This is a genomic window from Paenibacillus sp. FSL R7-0345 (assembly GCF_038595055.1).
Lineage (GTDB): Bacteria > Bacillota > Bacilli > Paenibacillales > Paenibacillaceae > Paenibacillus_AQ.
Window position 1 is genome coordinate 2,095,144 of sequence record NZ_CP152002.1, and the last position, 21,412, is coordinate 2,116,555.

The 21,412-nt window shown below is 49.9% G+C and carries 17 protein-coding genes; 12 read left to right on the forward strand and 5 right to left on the reverse strand.

The features are described from left to right. Positions 1 to 23 precede the first annotated feature (23 nt). Both NST84_RS08740 and NST84_RS08745 read left to right on the forward strand, forming a co-directional pair. Entirely contained in the window at positions 24 to 1,247 is a 1,224-nt protein-coding gene (locus tag NST84_RS08740; RefSeq protein WP_342565208.1) for a PLP-dependent aminotransferase family protein, read from the forward strand. Between the two features lie 277 nt (positions 1,248 to 1,524). After that, the gene (locus NST84_RS08745) at positions 1,525 to 1,749 is read left to right on the forward strand and encodes a hypothetical protein (protein ID WP_342565209.1); all 225 of its coding nucleotides are present in this window, start codon (positions 1,525 to 1,527) and stop codon (positions 1,747 to 1,749) included. Between the two features lie 304 nt (positions 1,750 to 2,053). Here NST84_RS08745 and NST84_RS08750 read toward each other — a convergent pair whose 3' ends face one another. Together NST84_RS08750 and NST84_RS08755 are read right to left on the reverse strand one after the other, a co-directional pair. Beyond that, positions 2,054 to 3,598: a transposase gene (locus NST84_RS08750; protein ID WP_342563863.1), complete on the reverse strand. Its 1,545-nt coding sequence runs from the start codon at positions 3,596 to 3,598 to the stop codon at positions 2,054 to 2,056. 363 nt (positions 3,599 to 3,961) lie between these two features. Next, the gene (locus NST84_RS08755; RefSeq protein WP_342565210.1) at positions 3,962 to 4,786 is read right to left on the reverse strand and encodes a DUF2161 family putative PD-(D/E)XK-type phosphodiesterase; all 825 of its coding nucleotides are present in this window, start codon (positions 4,784 to 4,786) and stop codon (positions 3,962 to 3,964) included. Positions 4,787 to 5,016: 230 nt separating this feature from the next. On the opposite strand from NST84_RS08755, the gene NST84_RS08760 reads away from it, so the two are divergent. The 3 genes from NST84_RS08760 (at position 5,017) to NST84_RS08770 (ending at position 9,924) form a co-directional block, all read left to right on the forward strand. Then, positions 5,017 to 6,912 carry a PrkA family serine protein kinase gene (locus tag NST84_RS08760; protein ID WP_342565211.1) on the forward strand — a complete coding sequence of 632 codons (1,896 nt, stop codon included), beginning with the start codon at positions 5,017 to 5,019 and terminating at the stop codon, positions 6,910 to 6,912. Between the two features lie 320 nt (positions 6,913 to 7,232). Next, on the forward strand, positions 7,233 to 8,426 hold the full coding sequence (locus NST84_RS08765) for a transposase (protein ID WP_342562212.1): 1,194 nt from the start codon (positions 7,233 to 7,235) through the stop codon (positions 8,424 to 8,426). 211 nt (positions 8,427 to 8,637) lie between these two features. Next, the gene (locus tag NST84_RS08770) at positions 8,638 to 9,924 is read left to right on the forward strand and encodes an SLC13 family permease (protein WP_342565212.1); all 1,287 of its coding nucleotides are present in this window, start codon (positions 8,638 to 8,640) and stop codon (positions 9,922 to 9,924) included. Positions 9,925 to 10,035: 111 nt separating this feature from the next. Here the strand turns inward: NST84_RS08770 and NST84_RS08775 are convergent, their stop codons facing one another. Next, positions 10,036 to 11,814, reverse strand: coding sequence for a PrpR N-terminal domain-containing protein (locus tag NST84_RS08775; protein WP_342565213.1), 1,779 nt, complete (start codon positions 11,812 to 11,814; stop codon positions 10,036 to 10,038). A 176-nt stretch (positions 11,815 to 11,990) separates the two neighbouring features. Here NST84_RS08775 and NST84_RS08780 point away from each other — a divergent pair, with 176 nt between their 5' ends. From NST84_RS08780 to NST84_RS08810, 7 genes are read left to right on the forward strand one after another with little or no spacing between them, the layout of a single operon-like run. After that, positions 11,991 to 13,250: a four-carbon acid sugar kinase family protein gene (locus NST84_RS08780; RefSeq protein ID WP_342565214.1), complete on the forward strand. Its 1,260-nt coding sequence runs from the start codon at positions 11,991 to 11,993 to the stop codon at positions 13,248 to 13,250. A 17-nt stretch (positions 13,251 to 13,267) separates the two neighbouring features. After that, positions 13,268 to 14,401, forward strand: coding sequence for an iron-containing alcohol dehydrogenase (locus tag NST84_RS08785; RefSeq protein WP_342565215.1), 1,134 nt, complete (start codon positions 13,268 to 13,270; stop codon positions 14,399 to 14,401). 15 nt (positions 14,402 to 14,416) lie between these two features. Then, on the forward strand, positions 14,417 to 15,313 hold the full coding sequence (dapA, locus tag NST84_RS08790) for a 4-hydroxy-tetrahydrodipicolinate synthase (protein WP_342565216.1): 897 nt from the start codon (positions 14,417 to 14,419) through the stop codon (positions 15,311 to 15,313). 12 nt (positions 15,314 to 15,325) lie between these two features. Further along, positions 15,326 to 16,381 carry a 4-hydroxythreonine-4-phosphate dehydrogenase PdxA gene (pdxA, locus tag NST84_RS08795; RefSeq protein WP_342565217.1) on the forward strand — a complete coding sequence of 352 codons (1,056 nt, stop codon included), beginning with the start codon at positions 15,326 to 15,328 and terminating at the stop codon, positions 16,379 to 16,381. Next, positions 16,371 to 16,817, forward strand: a complete 447-nt coding sequence (locus tag NST84_RS08800; RefSeq protein WP_342565218.1) for a YhcH/YjgK/YiaL family protein — start codon at positions 16,371 to 16,373, stop codon at positions 16,815 to 16,817. Before pdxA ends, NST84_RS08800 begins: the two co-directional genes overlap by 11 nt. 25 nt (positions 16,818 to 16,842) lie before the next feature. After that, positions 16,843 to 18,021: a sialidase family protein gene (locus NST84_RS08805; protein ID WP_342565219.1), complete on the forward strand. Its 1,179-nt coding sequence runs from the start codon at positions 16,843 to 16,845 to the stop codon at positions 18,019 to 18,021. Between the two features lie 49 nt (positions 18,022 to 18,070). After that, a complete protein-coding gene (locus NST84_RS08810) occupies positions 18,071 to 18,772 on the forward strand; it encodes a TerC family protein (RefSeq protein ID WP_342565220.1) in 702 nt (233 codons plus the stop codon). 67 nt (positions 18,773 to 18,839) lie between these two features. Here the strand turns inward: NST84_RS08810 and NST84_RS08815 are convergent, their stop codons facing one another. Both NST84_RS08815 and NST84_RS08820 read right to left on the reverse strand, forming a co-directional pair. Then, the gene (locus NST84_RS08815; RefSeq protein WP_342565221.1) at positions 18,840 to 20,384 is read right to left on the reverse strand and encodes a DUF3502 domain-containing protein; all 1,545 of its coding nucleotides are present in this window, start codon (positions 20,382 to 20,384) and stop codon (positions 18,840 to 18,842) included. A 134-nt stretch (positions 20,385 to 20,518) separates the two neighbouring features. After that, positions 20,519 to 21,403 carry a carbohydrate ABC transporter permease gene (locus tag NST84_RS08820; RefSeq protein WP_068720592.1) on the reverse strand — a complete coding sequence of 295 codons (885 nt, stop codon included), beginning with the start codon at positions 21,401 to 21,403 and terminating at the stop codon, positions 20,519 to 20,521. Positions 21,404 to 21,412 lie beyond the last annotated feature (9 nt).

The following is a 21,412-nucleotide window of genomic DNA, read 5'->3' on the forward strand; positions in this document are numbered from 1 at the left end:
GGTACGAGGGAAGGGGGGAACATATGAAGTATGAGTTTTCTGCCCGTGCGCATACGCTGGTGTCTTCACCGCAGCTTAGCATCCGTACCCAGTCGCGGCGCGGCACGTTAATCTCTTTGGCAGAGGAGTTGCCGGCGGAAGAGTTGTTCCCGTTATCACTGCTTGCAGAAGCAGCTTCGACCGTAATCTCGGCTGATGCGGGTGCACTGCAGTATGGTGACCCTGAAGGTTATGCGCCGCTGCGGGAGTGGCTGACCGGTGACTGGCTGAAAGGCAAAGGAGTACACGCTGCTGAAGGCGGAGTTCTTCTGACAACGGGAAGTCAACAAGCTATTGACTTGCTGTCCCGGGTCTACATTGATCCCGGAGACCGGGTGCTGGTGGAAAATCCGACTTCACCGGGAATTTTGCAGGCGCTGCGGATGCAGGGGGCAGTCATTATTCCTGTGCAGGGAGACCGTGACGGTCTGCTGCCGGATCATCTGCGCACCCGGATTCATCAGCACCGGCCCAAGATGCTGTTTGCAACGCCAAGCTACACCAATCCGAGCGGTATTCTCTGGAGCCTTGAACGGCGCAGGGAGGTGCTTGAGCTGTGTACCGCCCATAATCTGCTGATCGTTGAGGATGATTCCTACGGGGATCTGCATTTTAAGCGGAGCGGCAGCGGTGTACTTCCGGCAGCGCAATATCCTTCTCTCTACGCACTGGAAAATGTCAGCAAAGGCGGCCACGTACTCTACATAGGCTCATTTAGCAAAACGGTCGCACCTGCCCTGCGGACGGGCTGGGCTGCAGGCAGCCGCGAACTGATCTCCATGATGGCTGCGGCCAAGCAGATGGCGGACTGGCAGTCCAGCTCGCTGAATCAGCGGCTGCTGCATTATCTGCTGGATGTAACGGCTTTTAATCTGCGGGAGCACATCACTGTGCTGAACCGTGAATATCATACCCGGCTGAAGCTGATGACCGAGCTGCTGAAGCGTCCGGCGTGGAAAAACAGTGAATATGACCTGCCGGAGGGCGGCATGTTCCTGTGGGTCTCGCTGCCGGAAGGGCTGGATGACATGACACTTCTCAAGGTGTCACTGGCCAAAGGCGTCGCCTTCCTGCCTGGCCAGCTCTGCAGTGTTGACGGCGGCAGCAACCGCATCCGCCTCAATTTCAGCCATCCCGGCCGGGATGAGCTGCTGCTTGGCATGAACCTGATGAGCGAGGCAGTGACAGAGTTTACGGCCCGCAGCTGAGGGGAAGGGACAGACTAAAGGTAAATATGAAGCAGATAGGCAGGCTCCATCCGGGATGGAGCTTGCTTTTTTGCGTCCGGAGATGAAGGGGGAGGAAGGCAATTTCTTTTCAAGGAGCGCTGGAGCTACTTAGAACGAAGGTAAAGGAATCGTCAAATGTGTAAATTCAGTGATGCTTCAGGGATTTTATGGAAGAGCTGCTCTAACGGTCAGAGGTTGCTGAAGCAGTAAAGCTGGTGCAGGCTCAAACAGAAAGGATGGCAGGAAGAGGATGGCTGTGGAAAACATACTGGAATGCAAGGGCCTAAGCAAAAGCTATGGCCGCAAGAATGCTCTGAACGGACTGGAGCTGAAGATCCGGCGGGAGAAAGCCAGTGATATGATCGGCGCACTTGGCTTGAATCTTAAAAGACAAGGTAAAGTCGCTGTCAAAAGGGATGAAGGAGCAGCTGAGTCTCTCGCTCGCTTTTGCCAGGGAGGCCAGTCTGTATGTGCTCGATGAGCCGCTGGCTGCGGAGGATCCCTCGACCCGGGATAAACCGGATAATTTTGTCTTTCCTCCGGGCTTCGGGAGTTGCTCGGATGTGGGAGCTCAGCAGGAGGGAAGTTTAGTTGCAGTTTGTACACTTAAAATCAGAAAATTCTTCTGCTAACAACATATAAGTGTACTTTGTACAGTTAAAATCGGCTAAAAAGACTAAATCAGGCGATTTGGCACATTTTAGCTGCACGGAAGAGTCAATTTCATAATTCAGTTTGCTGGATAGCAAGACTGGGCCAAAATCTGAGTTTGTTTTTTAAAAAAGTTAGGCCACTTGCTGGGAGTTACTCAACTGCTTGTTCAACTTGTCTAGCGCAAACTTACTCAAATTGTAGGCCAATGTGCTGAGCTGGAAATCGACACTTGCCCGGACGCCGCGGTGACGTGTGCGCTTCATCCCAAAATACTCTTTGAGGTAGGCAAAAACACGTTCTACAGCCGTTCGTTTGTTATACAGTTGCCTAAAGCTCTCGCTCCCTCTTGCTGGGTAAGCGTGCTTCCGCAAATCGGTTTGGATTCGAATCTTAAACACTTTTTGGCAGCCGGATGCAGAAAACGGACAGTCTTTGCAATGGTTGGGCCTGGTGTAACGCAGCGTTTCGTATTTGGTATCGAAACTGTCGTAACGGTAGGCGTGTCCCTGCGAGCACACAGGGGTGTAATCCTGGTTCATCCCCTCGGGCGGTTTTTTGTGGTGAATCATTTTAATAATAGGAAAAGCGCCTAAGGAATGAATCAACTGGTAAATGGCCGAACTGTCATACCCTTTGTCGCCCAAGACATGCTTCACCTTCAGCCCAGGAAACTTCAGGTGTAGCCCCTTTAGAAGCAGGACGGCCATCCGCTGGTCATTCAGATTCGCCGAACTAAAAACACCGCTTAGCACATACTGAGAATCCGCATCGACCAGTACGTTCGCCTTAAATCCGTAATAACTGGTGAGTCTGCCCTTCGTATTTTTCTTGTCAAAGCGTGCAGCGTGCCGGGGGATCGTGTTCAGGAGCTCGTCATAGGTGTAAGGCAGCATCGCTTCAATCGTTTTCTCAAAGGGTGCTAGAGTCTTTTCATAAGCTTCCCGTTCTAGACGCCGGCGCTCTTTTTCTTCCGCAGAAGCCCGCCCACGTCGGTAGACTGGTTTTTTAAGCGGTTCGTTCGCTGGCTGAGGCTCTGGCTCGACATTCTCGAACTCCAGTTGCTGAATTTCTGGCGTTTCACTTGGCTTTTTGGTACGGCGGGCCGCTCGGCGTTTCGACGCAGATTCACTGAATTGGCAATCCCAAGCCTCAACAATGGAGGAATCAACGGCAAGGTGCGTGCCCGTAATAAAGCCTTCTTCCATGGCAGACAGCACCAAGCTATCCTGCAGTTGCTCAAGCATTCCCGTTTGCTCAAGCGCAGAAATTAGACGGGAGTATGAAGCCTTGCTCGGAATAGGGTTTGAGCCGGTAAACCGGCACTGCACCCGAAATTCCTCGCTGTGCTTAAGGCGTCTAACCAGAGAAGAAACAAACTCAATGCCCTCCATTTTTGAGATGAGCAGCGAGTAGATCATGGCAGGGAGGTTTAGCTCCTGTGGCCGTCCACGATGGTTCTTTTTCCGGAGTACGTGAAGGACCGGAGCCAGGTTTAAGTGTTCAAAGATTTGACTATATTTATCTTCCGGGCGCATTTGGAGCAATTCCTCGAAGGAAAACAGCTCTTCTTGTCGAATAGAGTAGATAGGGATTACCTCCTTTTTTTGTTCTCGGGTGTCGGTTTGGTCGCCTATAACTTCGAGAACTTGGGGAGGTACTCCTTTTTCTATACTCAAAAAAACCAGGCGTAGCAAGGGTTTTGAATTATGAAATTGTCTCCGGAATACATCTATTTTACATTTTCGAAGAAAAACAGGCATTTTAGTTGTATGGTGTGCAGTTAAAGTTGCGTTGGGTGGCTGGGGGGAGGGTGTGAGGGATGGTGGTGGCTAGGAGCAGAGAGTAAAGAGTGCGCTCGGGCTGGTGGGATGTTGAATGGAGAGCAAAGAGTGTGTCCGGGCTGGCAGTACGCCGGAAGGCACGACTACTGCACTGCAGACACGCGCATACGCAGGGTGCCGCATGGAGGCACCCGCGTAAAAGCAGCGGGCATGCTATCCTGCGCCTGCTGCTTTTACGCGCAGCAGCCCGCTGCGGCGCTACCCCCTGCCCGCGCTGATCTCAGCGATCGCGGCGTATTCCACCAGCGCAGCCGTGCCGGCTGGCGTCAGCTGGTAGCGGCCGCGGTTCACTCGTGTGAACCAGCGGTAGTAATTGCGCTGCAGGATCGCTGCAGCGCCAGGCACCCCGCTCCGCCTGCGCAGCTCGGCGGGCGTGATCCCCGCCCGGCCCGGCGCAGCGGCCGGGTCCCCGGCAGGCGCATCCGCGCCTGCTCCGCGCGCGCGGCTGCGCCCGCCGCGCCCCGCAGCGAGGCCGAGCGCAGCCTCGGCCTCAAGGGCCTGCAGCGCGAGTGCCACGCGCAGCGCCTTCTCGCGGTAGGCAGTCACGAGCTTGACGCGCGTGCTGCCGCCGGTGTTGTAGTCCCCGCTGCGCTCGCGGAACTCGAGAAGCAGCTTCTCGCGCCGCCGGGCACCGCTGCGTACCTGAGGCGGCGCGTCACCCGGCTCCGCGAGCACCTCGACGAGCGGATCCTTCGTCTTGTAGAAGACGACGGTGATCAGCCCGAGGCCGAGCCGGCGGCACAGCCCGGTGAGCTCGCCCCAGCGCTGGTTCACCGCGCCTTTTTTGTCGCGGACGCGTTCTACGGCGAGGTAGACGTTGGGGCTGAGGCGCAGACGTTCAACCCCCTGCAGCAGCAGGGCGAGGTTGAACGTTTTTTTCATCTCGACGATCAGCGGCTGATCCTCACCCTCGCGCAGGCCAACCAGGTCACAGGTGCGCACCTCACCTTTGATCGAGTAGCCATACTGCTCGAAATATGCCTTAAGAGGAGCATACAGCTCCGTTTCATTTTTAATCGCCATCGTAGTCACTCCCCGCAGATTTCCTGTTCGAACACCGCTTTTTCCCATTATATAGCGTCTAGGGTTTAACCCGTACAGTTAACGTGATTATGTGAAGTTCTATTGTTCACAATGATTCTCTATTATAGCACAGCAAAAAAGAGGTCAATTATCCCGGGCTGCCGCATAGGTATGTAATACACTTTTAAAGCCAATAGAGCAAGTAGGAGCGCAAGAGGAGGCAGCGAGCAATGGACATTTTTGAGCGTATAGCTTCGTATCGGGCTGAGAATGACCGTTTGGCGTGGAGCGGCACCTTTAAGGATTATATAGGACTGCTGAGAAAAGACCCCTCTCCCGCTAAAACGGCTCACTCCAGAGTATACGACATGATCAAATCACACGGCGTGGAGGACATTAACGGACGCAAGCGGTATAAGTTTTTTGAGCAGGAGATCTTTGGTCTTGACCGTGCAGTAGAAAAGCTGGTGGAGGAGTATTTCCATTCCGCTGCCCGCCGGCTCGATGTCCGTAAACGGATTCTGTTGTTAATGGGTCCGGTCAGCGGCGGTAAATCAACACTGGTTACACTTTTAAAACGCGGCCTGGAGCAGTATTCACGTACCGATGCCGGCGCCGTATATGCAATTGATGGCTGCCCGATGCATGAGGAGCCGCTGCACCTGATTCCGCTGGAGCTTCGTCCGGAGATTGAGCGCGAGCTCGGTGTACGCATTGAAGGCAACCTGTGCCCGTCCTGCCAGATGCGGCTGAAAAATGAATACAACGGCGACATCGAGCAGGTCAGGGTTACCCGTGTTATTTTATCGGAAGAAGAACGTATCGGCATCGGGACCTTCAGCCCGTCCGATCCGAAATCGCAGGATATTGCCGACTTGACCGGCAGCATCGACTTCTCGACCATCACAGAATTCGGCTCGGAATCCGATCCGCGTGCTTACCGGTTTGACGGGGAGCTGAACAAGGCCAACCGCGGCCTTATGGAGTTCCAGGAAATGCTGAAATGCGATGAGAAGTTCCTGTGGAACCTGCTGTCCCTGACCCAGGAAGGCAATTTCAAGGCCGGGCGGTTCGCACTGATCAGTGCAGATGAGCTCATCGTGGCCCACACCAATGAAACAGAATACAAGTCCTTTATTTCTAATAAAAAGAATGAAGCGCTGCAGTCCCGCATGATCGTTATGCCGGTGCCTTACAACCTGAGAGTATCGGAAGAGGAAAAAATCTACGCCAAGCTGATCGGCCAAAGCGATATGAAGCATGTGCATATTGCGCCGCATGCCCTGCGGGCCGCTGCGATCTTCTCCATCCTGACCCGGCTGAAGGACAGCAAGAAGCAGGGCATGGACCTGATTAAAAAGCTGCGGATGTACGACGGCGAAGAGGTGGAAGGCTACAAGGAAGCCGACCTCAAGGAAATGCAGACCGAGTATCTGGATGAAGGCATGTCCGGGATTGATCCGCGGTATGTCATTAACCGGATTTCCAGTGCCCTGATCAAGGGCGACCTGCAGTGCATGAATGCGCTGGATGTGCTGCGGGCGATCAAGGACGGACTGGATTCCCACCCTTCGATCACCAAAGAAGAGCGCGAGCGTTACCTGAACTTTATTTCCATTGCCCGTAAGGAATACGACATTCTCGCCAAAAGCGAAGTGCAAAAGGCATTCGTTTACTCTTTTGAAGAATCAGCCAAAACACTGTTTGAGAACTACCTCGACAATATCGAGGCGTACTGCAACTGGACCAAAATCCGTGATCCGCTTACGGATGAAGAGATGGAGCCGGATGAGCGGCTGATGCGTTCGATTGAAGAGCAGATCGGTATCTCCGAAAATGCCAAAAAGGCCTTCCGCGAAGAAATCCTGATCCGCATCTCGGCTTATTCCCGCAAAGGCAAGAAGTTTGAATACAACAATCATGACCGGCTGCGCGAGGCGATTGAGAAAAAGCTGTTCACCGATCTGAAGGATATCGTGAAGATTACCACCTCGTCCAAGACGCCGGATGAAAGCCAGCTGAAACGGATCAACGAGGTATCCAGACGCCTGATGGAGGATCATAACTACTGCCCGATCTGCGCCAACGAGCTGCTGAAATATGTCGGCAGCCTGTTAAACCGGTAAGCTTATAAATGAACAAAAAGCCATGTCAGTGCTTCGGCGCTGGTATGGCTTTTTTTGTTTACCACTTTCTTCAATCTGAATTTCAGTAAGTTGTTAACAAATGAAACGATTTGATTTTTATTTTTTCGAAAAGTGCCTATAATTGATAAAAGTGTTACAAAAAGAAACGAATAGACCTTTTGATTTTCTTAATTGAGCATTTTGCATTAATCTAAGCCCTTGCTATACAAAGGGATTTTGGATATAAAAAAGGACTTCACCCCAACTTGGAGAAGTTTTTTGGTGACGAAACCAAAACACTCAAGAGGAGGAAGCCCCTTTTGTATATTCTCCAAGAAAGTCTATTTTCCTTTGAGGAGCTTCAAAAAATCGAATCGAAAGAACGACTGCCTATCTTTTTTAGTGCACTGGACTTACGACCGTATGCGAGGCAATTGAGAAACCCTTCACCCCGAGGAGCGGATGGGCACTGCCGTCAAGGCATTCTTCGCGCATTACTCGCGGCTCCCTTAGAGAACATCGATACGTTCACCGGCCTAGCGCGTAGACTGGAGTTTGACCTTCGTTTCCGTTACCAATGTGGACTTCGGCTGGACATCTTCGCCCCTTCGATCTCTACGTTAAGCCGGGTTTTTGCCGACTTGACTCGCAAAAACCTCGCCCAGCAGTTGTTTGAGGATCTTGTCGCTCAGTGCCAAGAAGCTGGAATCCTAGGCGGCACTCATGTCGCCATCGACAGCGCAGCCATTCACGCTTACGAGAAAAAAGAACCTAAGCGAAAAAGCGAACTCACCGGCAATGCCAATTGGGGAGTAAAACTCGATGCGTTTGGCAACAAAGTTAAGTGGTTTGGCTATAAGCTGCATCTGGCCGTCGATACGAAGAGTGAACTTCCGATTGCCCTAAACGTTACACCTGCTCATGTGAATGATGGCGATGAGGGACCTACACTCATGAAGCGAACCGTCGAACGATTCAAGCCTCGTTTTTTCATGCTGGATGCAGGATATGACCAAATGAAAAACTACGAAACGGCTCGCAGCGTCAAGGCCCAAGCGATTATTCCAATGAATCCGCGGAATGAAAAGGAACCCCCTGCAGGTATGACAAGCAAAGGGACACCTTGCTGTTCGATGGGGTTTCCGATGACGTATTGGGGACAGGAAAAGGAACGTTTGAAGTTTCGTTGTCCACACGCTACGGGGAAAGTGGATTGTCCTTTAGGCATGACGGCTTGCTCCACTTCCAATTATGGGATGGTGGTCAAGGTCGACACTCAGCAAGACCTTCGCCGCTATGCAATGCCGCACCGAGAAAGTCGGGGCTGGAAGGAACTCTACAACAAGCGAACCAGTGTAGAACGCTGTAATTCTCGAATGAAGACCTATCTAACCGCAGACCAATTGCATGTTTGGGGTATTCAAAAAGTTACGACTCACCAATATTTGAATGCCATTGTGCTGCTTGCTTCTGCGCTCGCTGTATCGAGACAAAGAGTCGTAACTGCCGCTTAAATTTAGCCTTTCCGCAAATTCTGCCCGTCTGTCCATTTTTGCTCTTCTTTTCTCAAAACCTAAATTTATCATGCAGTATAGCCTTATCTTTTTCCTGGAAATGAATTATGCAAAATGCTCAATTAATAACATAAAAGAGATTATTATTTTACATGTGAAGCGCTTTCAAACATACCCATTATTCAATCCAATAAAGAGAGGATAAACAACAATGACAATGGAAATGATTCTCGCCTTGGGTATTTTGATCCTGATGATTGTAATGATCATGTCAGACAAATTTGCTTTCGGTGCACCCCCGATCATAGCTTGTCTGTTACTGGTAGTCACCGGCCTGTCCACTGTTCCGGAGGCTTTTGCCGGATTTATAAATCCCAGCGTGATTATGATTGCCGGTTTCATGGTCGTTATGGCAGGACTGATGAAAACGGATTTTATCGGCAAGGTCCAGTCCGCAATGGTCGCTCTCGTCAATAAGGGCGGCTACAAGAGCTATGTTCTTCTGGTTGTGGTCGTTATGCTGGGCGCCAGCCTGGCAGGCTCCGGTTCCACCGGTTATTATGTACTCATTCTGTCCATCGTTTCTGCCATCCCTTACAATAAAAAAATGCCCACCTCCAAGCTGATGATGCCTTTGGGCTTTGCTACTAATCATCCTTTGGTGCCTTTCAATGTAGCGCTTTTCTATGGTGTTACTGTCAGTGTACTGGAGACGGCCGGTTATGCCGGCGGCCTGTCCATGGCAAAGTTTGCTGTGGTAAATCTGGTTCTCTCCCTTGGTTTCCTGGCGTGGACCTTGATTGCTTACCGTCTGCTGCCAGATCATCCGGTCAGCGGAGTTTCGGGAGATGACCAGGAGGTAATGGAGGCGAGTACTTCGTCATTGCCTGCATGGAAGGAAAACAGCACGATCGCTGCCTTTATCATCAGTGTGATCGGTATGATGCTTATGAGCCAGATTGGTAATGCTGCTTATGTCATTCCCGGACTTGCCGGAGCCTTCCTGTTGATTATCAATGTGCTTGATTTTAAAGAAGTCCGTAACAATATGGGTGCGCCAGTAATCCTTATGATGGCCGGTGTAATCGGTGTGGCTGATGCTCTGGCAAACTCCGGTTTTACAACAATGATTGGGGAAGCGGTTGCAGCCGGGCTAGGCTCAAGCATCAGCCCGTTCATTCTGATCCTAATGTTCGCCCTGCTAACCAGCACCTGCTCTACGTTTACCGGATCAAATATGGGGTCTGTATTCATCTTTGCACCGATTGCAATTACAACCAGCCTGAGCCTGGGACTTAATCCTGTCGCTGCCGCAGCTGCAGTTGCCATATCCGGATGGAACGGCGGATACATGCCAATCGACGGGATGCCGGCAATGATTCTGGGGATGGGTAAATATAAGCTGTCCCAGTTTTGGATGTTCTCCGTACCGATGTATCTAATCCGCATTCTTGCGATCTGTATCGGCGCTATGCTTATGTTTCCTGTAAACGGTTAATCCGTAGGAAGGTGCTGCCGGCAATGGTTTGACACACAAATCTCAACGATTAAAAAACACCCGGACCAGGTAATTTTTACCTGCCGGGTGTTTTTCTTTGCTCCTTGATTGTCATTCTATTCTGAGGTAACGCCACAGGGTTGTTCTGCTTATCCCGAGCTGCTTGGCTGTTTTCGTCTGATTGCCTTTGTTCTGCTCAAGAACAGCGATGACAATTTCTCTTGAATAGTCAAAAAGCGTCTTGTCTTCAACCAGATGCTGGGCCAGATTAGAATCAATATTTACGGACGGCGATTCTGTTCGTTCATGCTTTAACAGCTCAAGCACCTGATACTCAGAAATATAGTAGGAGTTGGAATACAGCACCAGCTTTTTAACCGTCTGCTCCAGTTGATTCAGATTTCCCGGCCAGCTGAAGCTGAGCAATTCCCTTAACGCTTTAGGATCAAAGCCGATCACTTCCTTGTTGCATTCAATGTTGATTTTGTTGAGCAGAAGGGTGATAATCCCGGACAGTTCATTTTTTCTTTCTTCAATGGAAGGCGAGTAAATACTGCCGCAATCCACCTCTGTCATAATCCGGTTGAAAATCTGTTTGTCCTTATCCGCACTCTTTGTACTGTAGGTGAACAAAATATTGTTTTTCTGCAGCAGCCTGGTGTTGCTGATGATGGTCAGCAATCGTTCTACATCCTGAATGCTCATCTGCTCCACATTTTTAAACAGGAGCGTATTTCCCGTTTCGACCAAAGGGCCGTTGGAGGAATTGAGCAGGTATTTCCAGGTCCGTTCATTAACCAGCTCGGAATGAATCACAATCAGATTGCTCGTATGATTTTTTTGCTTAAGATAGGCTGTGTAGGCCAGGCTTGTCTTGGCAGTGCCGCTTTCTCCAAAAATCAGCATGGCATTATAATGGGAGCCCAATTTGTCCAGCTGATGTTTAGAGGATTCCTGAATATAAGAGGTAAATAAAAGCTTTTTATTGATAATCTCCTCGACCTCAGCTTTATTCATGTAGCTTACACCAAAGCTGTTGTTTATGAGCGGCGGGGTTGAATTTTTAACCTCGCACAGAAAGTAGCCGTCCTCCAGGTCCAGCCGCTTTATTTTCAACTGATAAACCTGTGTGTTATGGGTGTGATAAAACTGCTGTTCACCCTCTAAGTTGTTTTTCGTAGCGAGAAAATGACGGATCGATTTCTCCAGCTTAGGATCGATATTCGTAAAAACCGTTTGCAGCTCCTGATCGAAAATGGTGACCTTCTGGGACTGGGTATGGAAGCAGGCGGTCAGCAGCTCATTTTTTTGCCTGATTTGTTTGAGGTCATTAACCAGTGAGATGGCTTGCCGGTAGGCATGCTTGATGCTCTCAATTCCGGAGGTAATCAGGATGGTATTAATGGACTTGCTGAGGGCCATCTTGTGAGTAACGGCGTCACATAGCACCATCTCATACTGCTCCGCTTTTAACTGGTCTAACAGGTAATCGGCACTTACGGGATTATCCAGGGTAATGATCTTAATGTTGTATTGCAAAATATCGCAGATCAGATGAGCCGTTTCGGTAATGCTGGGATAGCCTATAATGGCAAAATTGCTGGTGTAGTTATTGGCGAGCTTAATTGCACCCAAAATGTCATACACGGAAATAGATACATCTATAACAGGGATGGAGACCGACTGGTGAATTAAGCTGGCAGTACCGCCTCTGGAAATAATCGCATCGTAGTTTTCTTCAGATAATTCTGATACCAGCTGCTGTCCTTCTTCCAGGTCGGCGGTATAGATATGAATATCGATTTCCCCGAATTGCTCTCCGATAACCGTCATGGAATGATTCAATTCTTCATAAGGCGCAATGCCGAGCAGTTTAATTTTGTTGGCCATCCTGATTGCCCTCCTCTGAGAAGTGTTTCATTTATAAACGATTATAATGCAGATTTAAAAATAATAATAGAAATAAATGATATGTGTTTCAAAAAGAAACAATTCATTTACTGTTGAGGTTACATCCTTTTTAGCGCAGCTATAAAATAAAGGTGTGAACAAGAGGGGGTGAGCTGATGCTGAAATTGCTGGTGATCGCTGATGATTTTACCGGTGCCTTAGATACGGGAGTACAATTTGCGAACCTGGGTGTGAAGACCATGGTTACAGCAGAACCGGTTATTGATTACGGATTGCTGGAGGATGATCTGGAGGTTCTGGTTATTGATACGGAAAGCCGGTATCTGTCCTTTGCTGATTCTTACAACATTGTCAGTCAGATAATCGAACAGTCCAAGCAGGTTCAAGTACCGTTTATCTATAAAAAAGTGGACTCTGCCTTGAGGGGAAATATCAGCAGTGAAATCAAAGCCGTCCTGGATCATTTCCCGGATAAGAAGATTCCGTTTATTCCTGCCTTTCCGGAGATCAACCGGATTGTCAATAACGGTAATCTTTATATAGACGGACAATTGGTTTCGGAAAGTGTGTTTGGACAGGACCCCTATGAACCGGTTACGGAAAGCAATATCCCGAAAAGGCTGCAGGATGAGGCTAATCTGGATAGTCAGTTGATCCGTGATGCTCAGATCGGTCAAGCCGGAGCGGGCCTGCTGCTGTTTGACAGTGAAACAGACGGGGACCTGCTGCAAATTATGACGATAATAAAGGAGCATCACCTTTCAGACATTACCATAGGCTGTGCCGGGTTTGCCAAAATCTTGGCAGATGCCGTTTTTTCAGACAGAATGACTCAAAAGGCTGTTATCAATGCACCGTTAATGGTCATTTGCGGATCTGTTAATCCTATTACAAAGCAGCAAATTGAGTATGCTGAACAGAAAAAATGTAAGCGTTATTCTCTAAGCCCCCGTCAGCTTCTGGAGCCTGACTATTGGGAGAGCCCGGAGGGGCAGGAATGTCTGGAGGCCTATCTTGAGGCCGTTATTGAAAGCGAATTAATAATCTTTGAAACGCTCGGTGATTATACGATGAACAGCTTGTCTGCATACGGAGCATCCCGCAACATTCTGCCTACCGAATTTCGTTTCAGGATAGCGCAGTCCCTGGGGAATTTGTCCAGACAGCTGCTGGACAGAAAGGTTAACCGGACGTTACTATTTACCGGCGGCGATACACTGTTTCAGTCGATGCAGGTCTTAAAGATCAGCCGGATCAAACCGCTGTATGAAATAAGCCAGGGTGTCGTATTATCCGAGATGATCTGGAAGGATCAGCCGGTTCAAGTGATTACCAAGTCCGGCGGTTTCGGGAATAAAGAGCTGTTTATAGAGCTGAATCAGAACATTATAGAGCAGGAGGAAAAGAAATGTTAACAGATTACAGTTTGAAAATGCCTAAAAATGTTTTCGCAGGCCAGCATGCACTGGAGCAGCTGGGAGCCATCCTGACAGCGGATATTAAGAAAGCCGTTATTTTTACAGACAAGGGTGTACTGAATGCCGGCTTAACAGGGATTCCGGAGCAGATTCTTGCAGACAAAGGGATTGCATACAGCATCATTTCTGAAATTCCTGCAGAGCCAAGCTATCTTCAGGCACAAGAGATCGTAGACCGGTTCAAAAACGAGCATGCTGATTTCATTATTGCAGTCGGCGGCGGCAGTGTAATGGATGTAGCCAAGCTCGCTTCCATTTTGGCAACAGATGCCTACACCGTGAAGGATCTGCTGGATAACCCGCTGCTTGCCCAAAAGCAGGTGCTGTCCCTGATGATTCCGACCACTGCCGGAACCGGTTCCGAAGCAACTCCAAACAGCATTGTGGCTGTACCGGAGCAAGAGCTGAAGGTCGGGATTGTCAATCCTGCAATGATTGCTGATTATGTCATTCTGGACGGCCGTTTAATTAAAAAATTGCCTAAGCACATCGCAGCAGCAACCGGAGTAGACGCCTTATGCCATGCTATTGAATGCTTTACCTCAGCTAAGGCTAACCCTTTTAGCGATACCTTTGCTCTGGAAGCCCTTGATTTGATTATGAATAATGTTATTGAAGCCTGTACCAATCCGGAAGCGCTTGAAGCGAAAAATAAGATGCTGCTTGGCTCATTCTATGCAGGTGTAGCAATTACTTCTTCAGGTACAACAGCCGTTCATGCGCTCTCTTATCCGCTCGGCGGCAAATATCACATTCCGCACGGGGTTTCAAATGCCATCCTGCTGACACCTGTAATGCGTTTTAATGAGCCGGCTATTCAGGAACAATTAGCACGAGCATATGACCGTGTAGTAAGAGGCGGTAACCATGAGCTGTCTACAGCTGAAAAATCCAGATTTATCATTTCTGAGCTTGAGAGGATTGTGGATGTTCTGGAGATTCCAACCAGCCTGAAGTCATTTAATGTACCGGAAAGTGATCTGGAGGGACTGGTTGAAGCCGGGATGCAGGTGACACGTCTCCTTGTTAACAATATGCGCGAAGTGACACCGGATGATGCAAGAAACATTTACAGGGAAGTACTATAGAGGGAGGAAATGAATATGGCAGAAGTTAAGGGCATTATCACACCTATTATTACACCAATGAATCCGGATGAAAGCGTTAATCATGAGGAGCTGCGAGTTCAGATTGACCGCTTGATTGATAACGGTGTACACGGGGTCTTTGTATTTGGAACTAACGGTGAAGGCTATATCCTGTCCGAAGAAGAAAAATGTGAAATTATGAAAACGACAGTGGAACAAGTGGCCGGCCGGATTCCTGTGTATGCTTCTACCGGGGTTAACAGTACACTCGATACCATCCGCCTGTCCAATAAAGCAAAAGAAATTGGAGTAGATATTCTGTCCATTATCACGCCCGGCTTCGCAGCAGCTTCCCAGGATGAGCTGTATACCCATTTCAAAACCGTTGCTGAACAAGTGGACCTGCCGATCGTGCTTTATAATATACCGGCACGTACCGGTAATGCGATTGCCCCTGCAACCGTGGGCAAGCTGAGTAAAATTAGCAATATTATCGGTGTGAAGGATTCCAGCGGCAACTTTGATAACATTCTTCAGTACATTGAGCAGACGCGGGACCGGGAAGGCTTTGCCGTCTTGTCCGGCAATGATTCGCTTATCCTGTGGACCCTGCTCGCCGGCGGTAACGGCGGGGTAGCCGGCTGCTCTAATGTGTATCCCTTCACCATGGCCCAGATTTATGAACAATTTCTTGCAGGTGACATTCCGGCGTCCCGCCAATATCAGGACTCCATCCGTTCCTTCAGAGATTGCTTCAAGTATGGTAATCCGAACACGATCGTGAAATATGCAGTTGCTGAATTGGGCTTCCCGGTCGGTAAGTGCCGTGCACCGTTCAATCAGCTTTCAGAGCAGGGTTTTGAAGCTCTTCGTCACGTTATTGCTGCAAACCAAGCCAACGGCATGAAATAAAGGAGACGGACAATGAAAAAAATCATCGGTATTACTATGGGAGATCCGGCCGGCATCGGTCCTGAAATATCCATCAAAAGTTTTCAGAAGCCTGAACTGTACGACCGTTGTCAGCCGCTGCTTGTAGGGGATAAATCGGTTATCGAATTCTATCTTGCCAAGCATCCCGAGCTGGATTTAAAGGTGAATGTAGTGGAGAACCCCAAGGATGGCGTCTATGAATACGGCACGATCGATATGGTTGATCTGGGACTGGTCAATATGGAAGGATTTCAAATCGGCGAGGTTTCAGTAACCGGCGGTGACGCTGCTTTCCAGTATGTCAAGAAAGTGATTGAGCTGGCACTGGCCAAGGAAGTTGATGCTACGGTAACGAACCCGCTAAATAAAGAAGCAATGAATGCGGCAGGGCATCACTATGCGGGCCATACCGAAATTTATGGGGATCTGACGAATACTGAGAAATATACGATGATGCTGGCTGACGGCAACCTGCGTGTAGTTCACGTTTCCACACATGTTTCTTTACGTGAAGCCTGTGACAGAGCCACTAAACAGCGTGTGCTGGATGTGATCCGGATTGCTGACACTGCCTGCCGAAATTTAGGGATTACCAATCCGCGGATTGCCGTTGCCGGGCTTAACCCTCACTGTGGTGAAAATGGCCTGTTCGGTACCGAAGAAATCGAGCATATTAATCCGGCAGTAGAAGCAGCTAAAGCGGAAGGTATTAATGTGTATGGCTCATTGCCGGCGGATACGCTGTTTTCCAAAGCGCATGGCGGAATGTTCGACATCGTTGTTGCCATGTATCACGACCAGGGTCATATCCCGCTGAAGCTGCTCGGATTTGTCTATGATCAGGAGACGAGCTCCTGGAAAGCTGTTCAGGGAGTGAATATTACCCTCGGCCTGCCGATTATCCGCACCTCAGTGGACCACGGCACAGCCTTTGACCAGGCGGGCAAATGGACTGCAAGTGAGCTGAGCCTGGAAAATGCAATTGATTATGCCATTAGGCTAGCCGAAAATACACAGGTAGAAAGCTTGTCCAGGGATGATTATTGAACGTATTGACCGTCTGGCAAATTACCAGCCTATCCTTCCTAATATCGATAAAGCACTTGCTGCTATGCAGGCTATTGAGATGCGGGAAGCCGGAGTGCATTATCCGTTTGAAGGAGGCTATCTCTTCTTTCAGACAGGCACAACCAAACCTTTAGCCGAAGCGCAGTTTGAAGCACACCGGAAATATATTGATGTGCAGGTTGTACTGGAGGGCAGTGAGTATGCTGCATTAGAGGATTTGGCTAATCTTACAGTTGCCATTCCTTACAGCGGCGAACGGGATGTTGAAAAGTATGAAGGCGAGACGCGGCATTTTATGAAGATTACAGAAGGTATGGCCTATGTGTGCTTTCCCTGGGACGGGCATAAAGCCGTATTTCATATCGGTCAGCCGCTGGAATTTACAAAAGCAGTCATCAAACTGGAAGTAGAATAACTTACGATTTGGAGGAGATTGTACAATGGCAAACTTACCAAGGGTTAGAGCTTCTGAACCGAACGGCATTGTGTATCATGATGAATTCCTGAATGTTGATTTCGGGTTAATCCCGACAGGCGGCAATAAAACAGCACATGCACCTGCCCTAATCGAAACCGTAGACGGAGGCCTGCTCTGCGCCTGGTTTGCCGGCAGCTTTGAAGGCAGCGGAGATATTTCGATTGTCGTGTCCAAGCTTGATCCGGATACCCAAGTGTGGTCTGTTCCTGTAACGGTATCAAAGGGTGAGGACCGCAGTGAGCAAAACCCGGCGTTCTTCCGGTCACCTGAAGGCTCCATCTGGTTAATTTACACCTCGCAGCTGAGCCGCCAGGAAGGTAAAGACAACATGCAGTTTACTTCCATTATTATGGTTCAGAAATCGGACGATGAAGGTCAGACCTGGGGCGGGCCGGAAGTCCTCTTCGCAGAGGAAGGCACATTCTCACGCCAGGCTATTCAGGTTCTGAGCAACGGCCGCTGGCTGTTCGCAACCTGGCTGTGTGAAGACTCGGCAGACGGGCTGACCAATGACCCGACAGAATTCCGTGTGTCTGATGACCAGGGCCAAACCTGGAAAAAAGTAAGAATGCCGGAAAGCAACGGCCGTGTACATGCGAATGTGGTGGAAGTGGAAGCCGGGCATTTGGTTGCCTTTATGCGCAGCCGTTTTGCGGACAATGTGTACAGCAGTGAGTCCCGTGATTTTGGCGATACCTGGTCCGTGCCGCAAAAGACAGCCCTGCCAAATAATAACGCAAGCATCAGTGCAATCCGGCTTAAGTCCGGTGAAATTGCCCTTGCCTATAATGTTAACGCAGCACGTAATCCGGAGTTTGGAAAAGTGGCATGGCCCGGGCTGAGAAATCCGGTTGCCGTCTCCGTCTCTGAGGATTTCGGACAAACCTGGCCGGTCGGCCGTGTATTTGAAGCGGCAGAGGGCTACATCGGCGTAGAAAACAAAACCAATAATACACAGCATGAATACCCAACGCTGTACCAGTCGAAGGACGGCTTACTGCATCTGGTTTATGCGTACAAGAATAGAATTTGCGTCAAATATGTACGTTTCTCTGTAAGCGATGTGTTTGGAGAAAAACGTGAAGCGGAAGGGATCTACAATCCGACCTCAGGTCAGGGTGTGGAAGAAGTATTAGCATAAGCATGATCGTCGTGCTTTGCACCTGGAGATATATTTAGGGGGACTTATTTTGGGTGGAATAGATTTATTCAGCCTGCAGTTTTTAATCGCGCTCGCCAATGTTATATTTGTGGATTTGCTCCTGGCCGGAGATAATGCGATCGTAATCGGGATGGCTGCCCGGAACCTGGATGCGGGACAGCAGAAAAAAGCGATTATTCTGGGCACCGCCGGTGCAGTAATCATTCGTATTATTGCTACGGTTCTCGTCGTGAAGCTGTTGCAGATTCCTTGGCTTTTCGCCATCGGCGGCGCGCTGCTGCTATGGATTTCGGTAAAGCTGCTGACCGATCATAACGAAGATGGAAATGTTAAGGCAGGCAAGACGCTGATGGGCGCTGTCTGGACCATTATTCTGGCTGATGCCGCCATGGGTCTGGATAATGTTATAGCGGTTGCAGGTGCAGCGAACGGACATATCCCGCTGGTTATTATCGGACTTGTTATCAGCGTGCCGATTGTTGTATGGGGAAGCACGCTGTTTATCAAGGTGATCGACCGCTTTCAGTGGATCGTCTATATCGGTTCAGCCGTACTTGCTTACAATGCAGCCAAGATGATTACCGAGGAAAAGGGGCTCCATACCTTCTTCGAGCATTCACCGGCGCTCAAATGGAGTCTAATGATCACCTGTATGGTTCTGGTTGTAGTCATCGGATATATCGTCCGGTCGCACTCGATGCAGCATAAGCAGCAGGAACAGAATGCCTAGCATACAGTAAACAGCGTGCCCATAACCGGGGCACGCTGTTTTGCTTGTCCGCTGACATGCGATATTCTTATCGCGGCTGCTTGGCGTACCACTCCGAGAACTGCTTCTGGTACTCGGCGATATATTTGTCGATACCCGCAGCCTTCAGCCGCTCCAGCGCTTTCGGGAAGGCGGTCTCATAATCGCTGAAGCCGCTGCCGATCGGGGCTAGGTATTCGGTTAATACACCGTTCAGCTTGGTTTCCTCATTCTTGACCGGTGTGTTGTCGAAGTTAAAGCCGGCACCTTTGGAAATGATGGCTCCGTCATCCCAGGCTTTGTAATCGGCGATGAAATCGTCCGGCACGGTGTTGTCAAAGCGGATAAAATTTTTGTTCATCAGCAGCCAGTCGGGAATGAGCGAATCGGTGGTGATTTTGGTCAGACGGCCGTTCGCATCCAGGGTGTAGTCGGTGCCTTCAATACCATAGGCGAACAGATCATACAGCTCCTGTTTTTTTTGCAGCAGGTTGAAGAACATGAGGTACCGCTCCGGGTCCTTGGCTGCGGCTGAGACAAAGAAGGCTGTGCTGTAGGTGCCGCGGCTGATTTTTGGACGGCCGGTGCCGAGGAAATAGTTGACCAGCTTGGCGTCAGGAACGGCCTGGGAAATCGTAGCCGCACCTTCAAACGGGCGGGCTGCAGTTCCGGCCCAGAACATCGCCTTGCCGGAGTTCCAGTCGGACTGCAGCTGCGGCACATTGGTAGCGGCGTATTTTGGAATAATGCCTTTTTCATACCAGCCACGCATCAGATTCGAATAAGCTTTGAATTCTTCGGTTTCAAACCAGCTGATGATCTTGTCATCCTGGACAGATTCATCAAGCGCGATGAAATCATTTTGCCAGTAGAGGTTTTGGCCAGTGTAATCATAGAGCAGCATTCTGCGCGCATCCGTACCGGCATATCCGACCAGCTCGGGATGAACGGCATGGACTTTATCATAAAAAGTCTCAAGCTCGGCCAGGGAAGTCACCTGGGTCATGCCAACCTCCTCCAGCAGATCCTGGCGGACAAGCACGCTGTAAAATTCGGCGGAGTTCGGTTTATTGCCTACAGGGATCGCGTACTGCTTGCCGCTCAGCTGGAAGGCGGTAAAGGAAGCTTCATCGACATTTTTACTCAGATCCGGTAAAGCTGCGACATATGGGGTAAGATCGGCATACAGGCCTTTGGCTACTGATTTTACCATGTAATTGGTGTCGGTATAGGTGGCGAAATCCTCGCCCGTTGAGAGCATCAGGTCGGTTTTGCCGCCGCCGTATTCGGTCCAGGGCAGGAACTGGAATTCCACCTCGGCATTGATTTCTTTTTTGACCACATCATAGAATTCGGTCTTGGCCAGCTCCTTCATCCGGTTAGACTCATCGCCGTAGAGGACGATTTTGAGTTTGGCCGGTGCCAGGGTGCTGCTGTTATTTGCGCTGTCTGCTGTAGCTGCAGGTGTTGTTCCTTCATTGCCCGTATTGCCGCTGTCAGCGGAGTTAGCGCTTTCATTATTGCCCTGAGAGCAGGCGCTTAACAGGAACACAGCGGAGAGGAGCAGACTTAACCAACCTTTTTTCTTTTTCATGATGAACCCTCCTGAACTAGAATGTACTCATGAAGCATATATTGCAGCGGCTGTGCTCCCTTTCCCATTGTACAACAAGTCGGGACACGGGGGCACAGGCCTGTAGCAATCCGTACGGCGGCATGATGCAGGAATCAGCCTTTGACTGAACCGACCACAATCCCTTTGACAAAAAAGCCCTGCAGGAAAGGGTACAGGATAGCGATCGGCAGAACAGTCAGACAGGTCATGGCCATTTTGGCGGTTTCCAGCGGCGGAGCGATAATCGCGCCTCCAACCTGTGCGGCGTTGCCGGAAGCGAGGAACTGGATGTTGGCCATCATGTTGTACATCAGATACTGGATCGTATAGAGCTCCTGGTCGGTTACCAGCATCAGCGGCAGATAGAAGTCATTCCAGAACTGCAGTGCGTAGAACAGGGAGATGGTGACGAGACCGACCCGACCGAGCGGAATCATAATGCTAAAGAAGATTTTCAGGTGGCCAGCACCGTCAATCTGCGCCGACTCCACGATCTCATGCGGAATGCTGCGGAAGTAGTTGGCCATCAGGAACATCAGGAAGACACTTAGCACGTAAGGAATGAACAGTCCGAGCAGCGTATCCCCCAGATGATAATATTTGGTGCTGAGCAGATACCAAGGCAGCGTTCCGCCGCTGAACAGCATAGTGAAGTAGGCAAAGAAGGCGAAAACGTTTTTGAGCCGGAAGCCTTTGACAGAAATGACGTAGGCATAGGCGGTCGTTACCAGCACAGCGGTGAGCGTACCGAGAACGGTTACAACCAGTGACATGGAGTAGGCCCGTATGATCTGCTCGGCTTTGGAGCCGAACAGAAACTGATAGGTTTCCAGGCTGAAGCCGCGCGGCCAGAAGGAGTAGCCTTCGGCAGCAATCCGCGATTCGGTGGAGAGGGAGCCGGACACCGCCAGCACGAACGGAACAAGGCAGATGACCGAGAATACAGCGATGCAGATGTAAAAGAAAACGAGCAGGCCTTTATTTTCAGTAGCGGGCATGATTCTGGC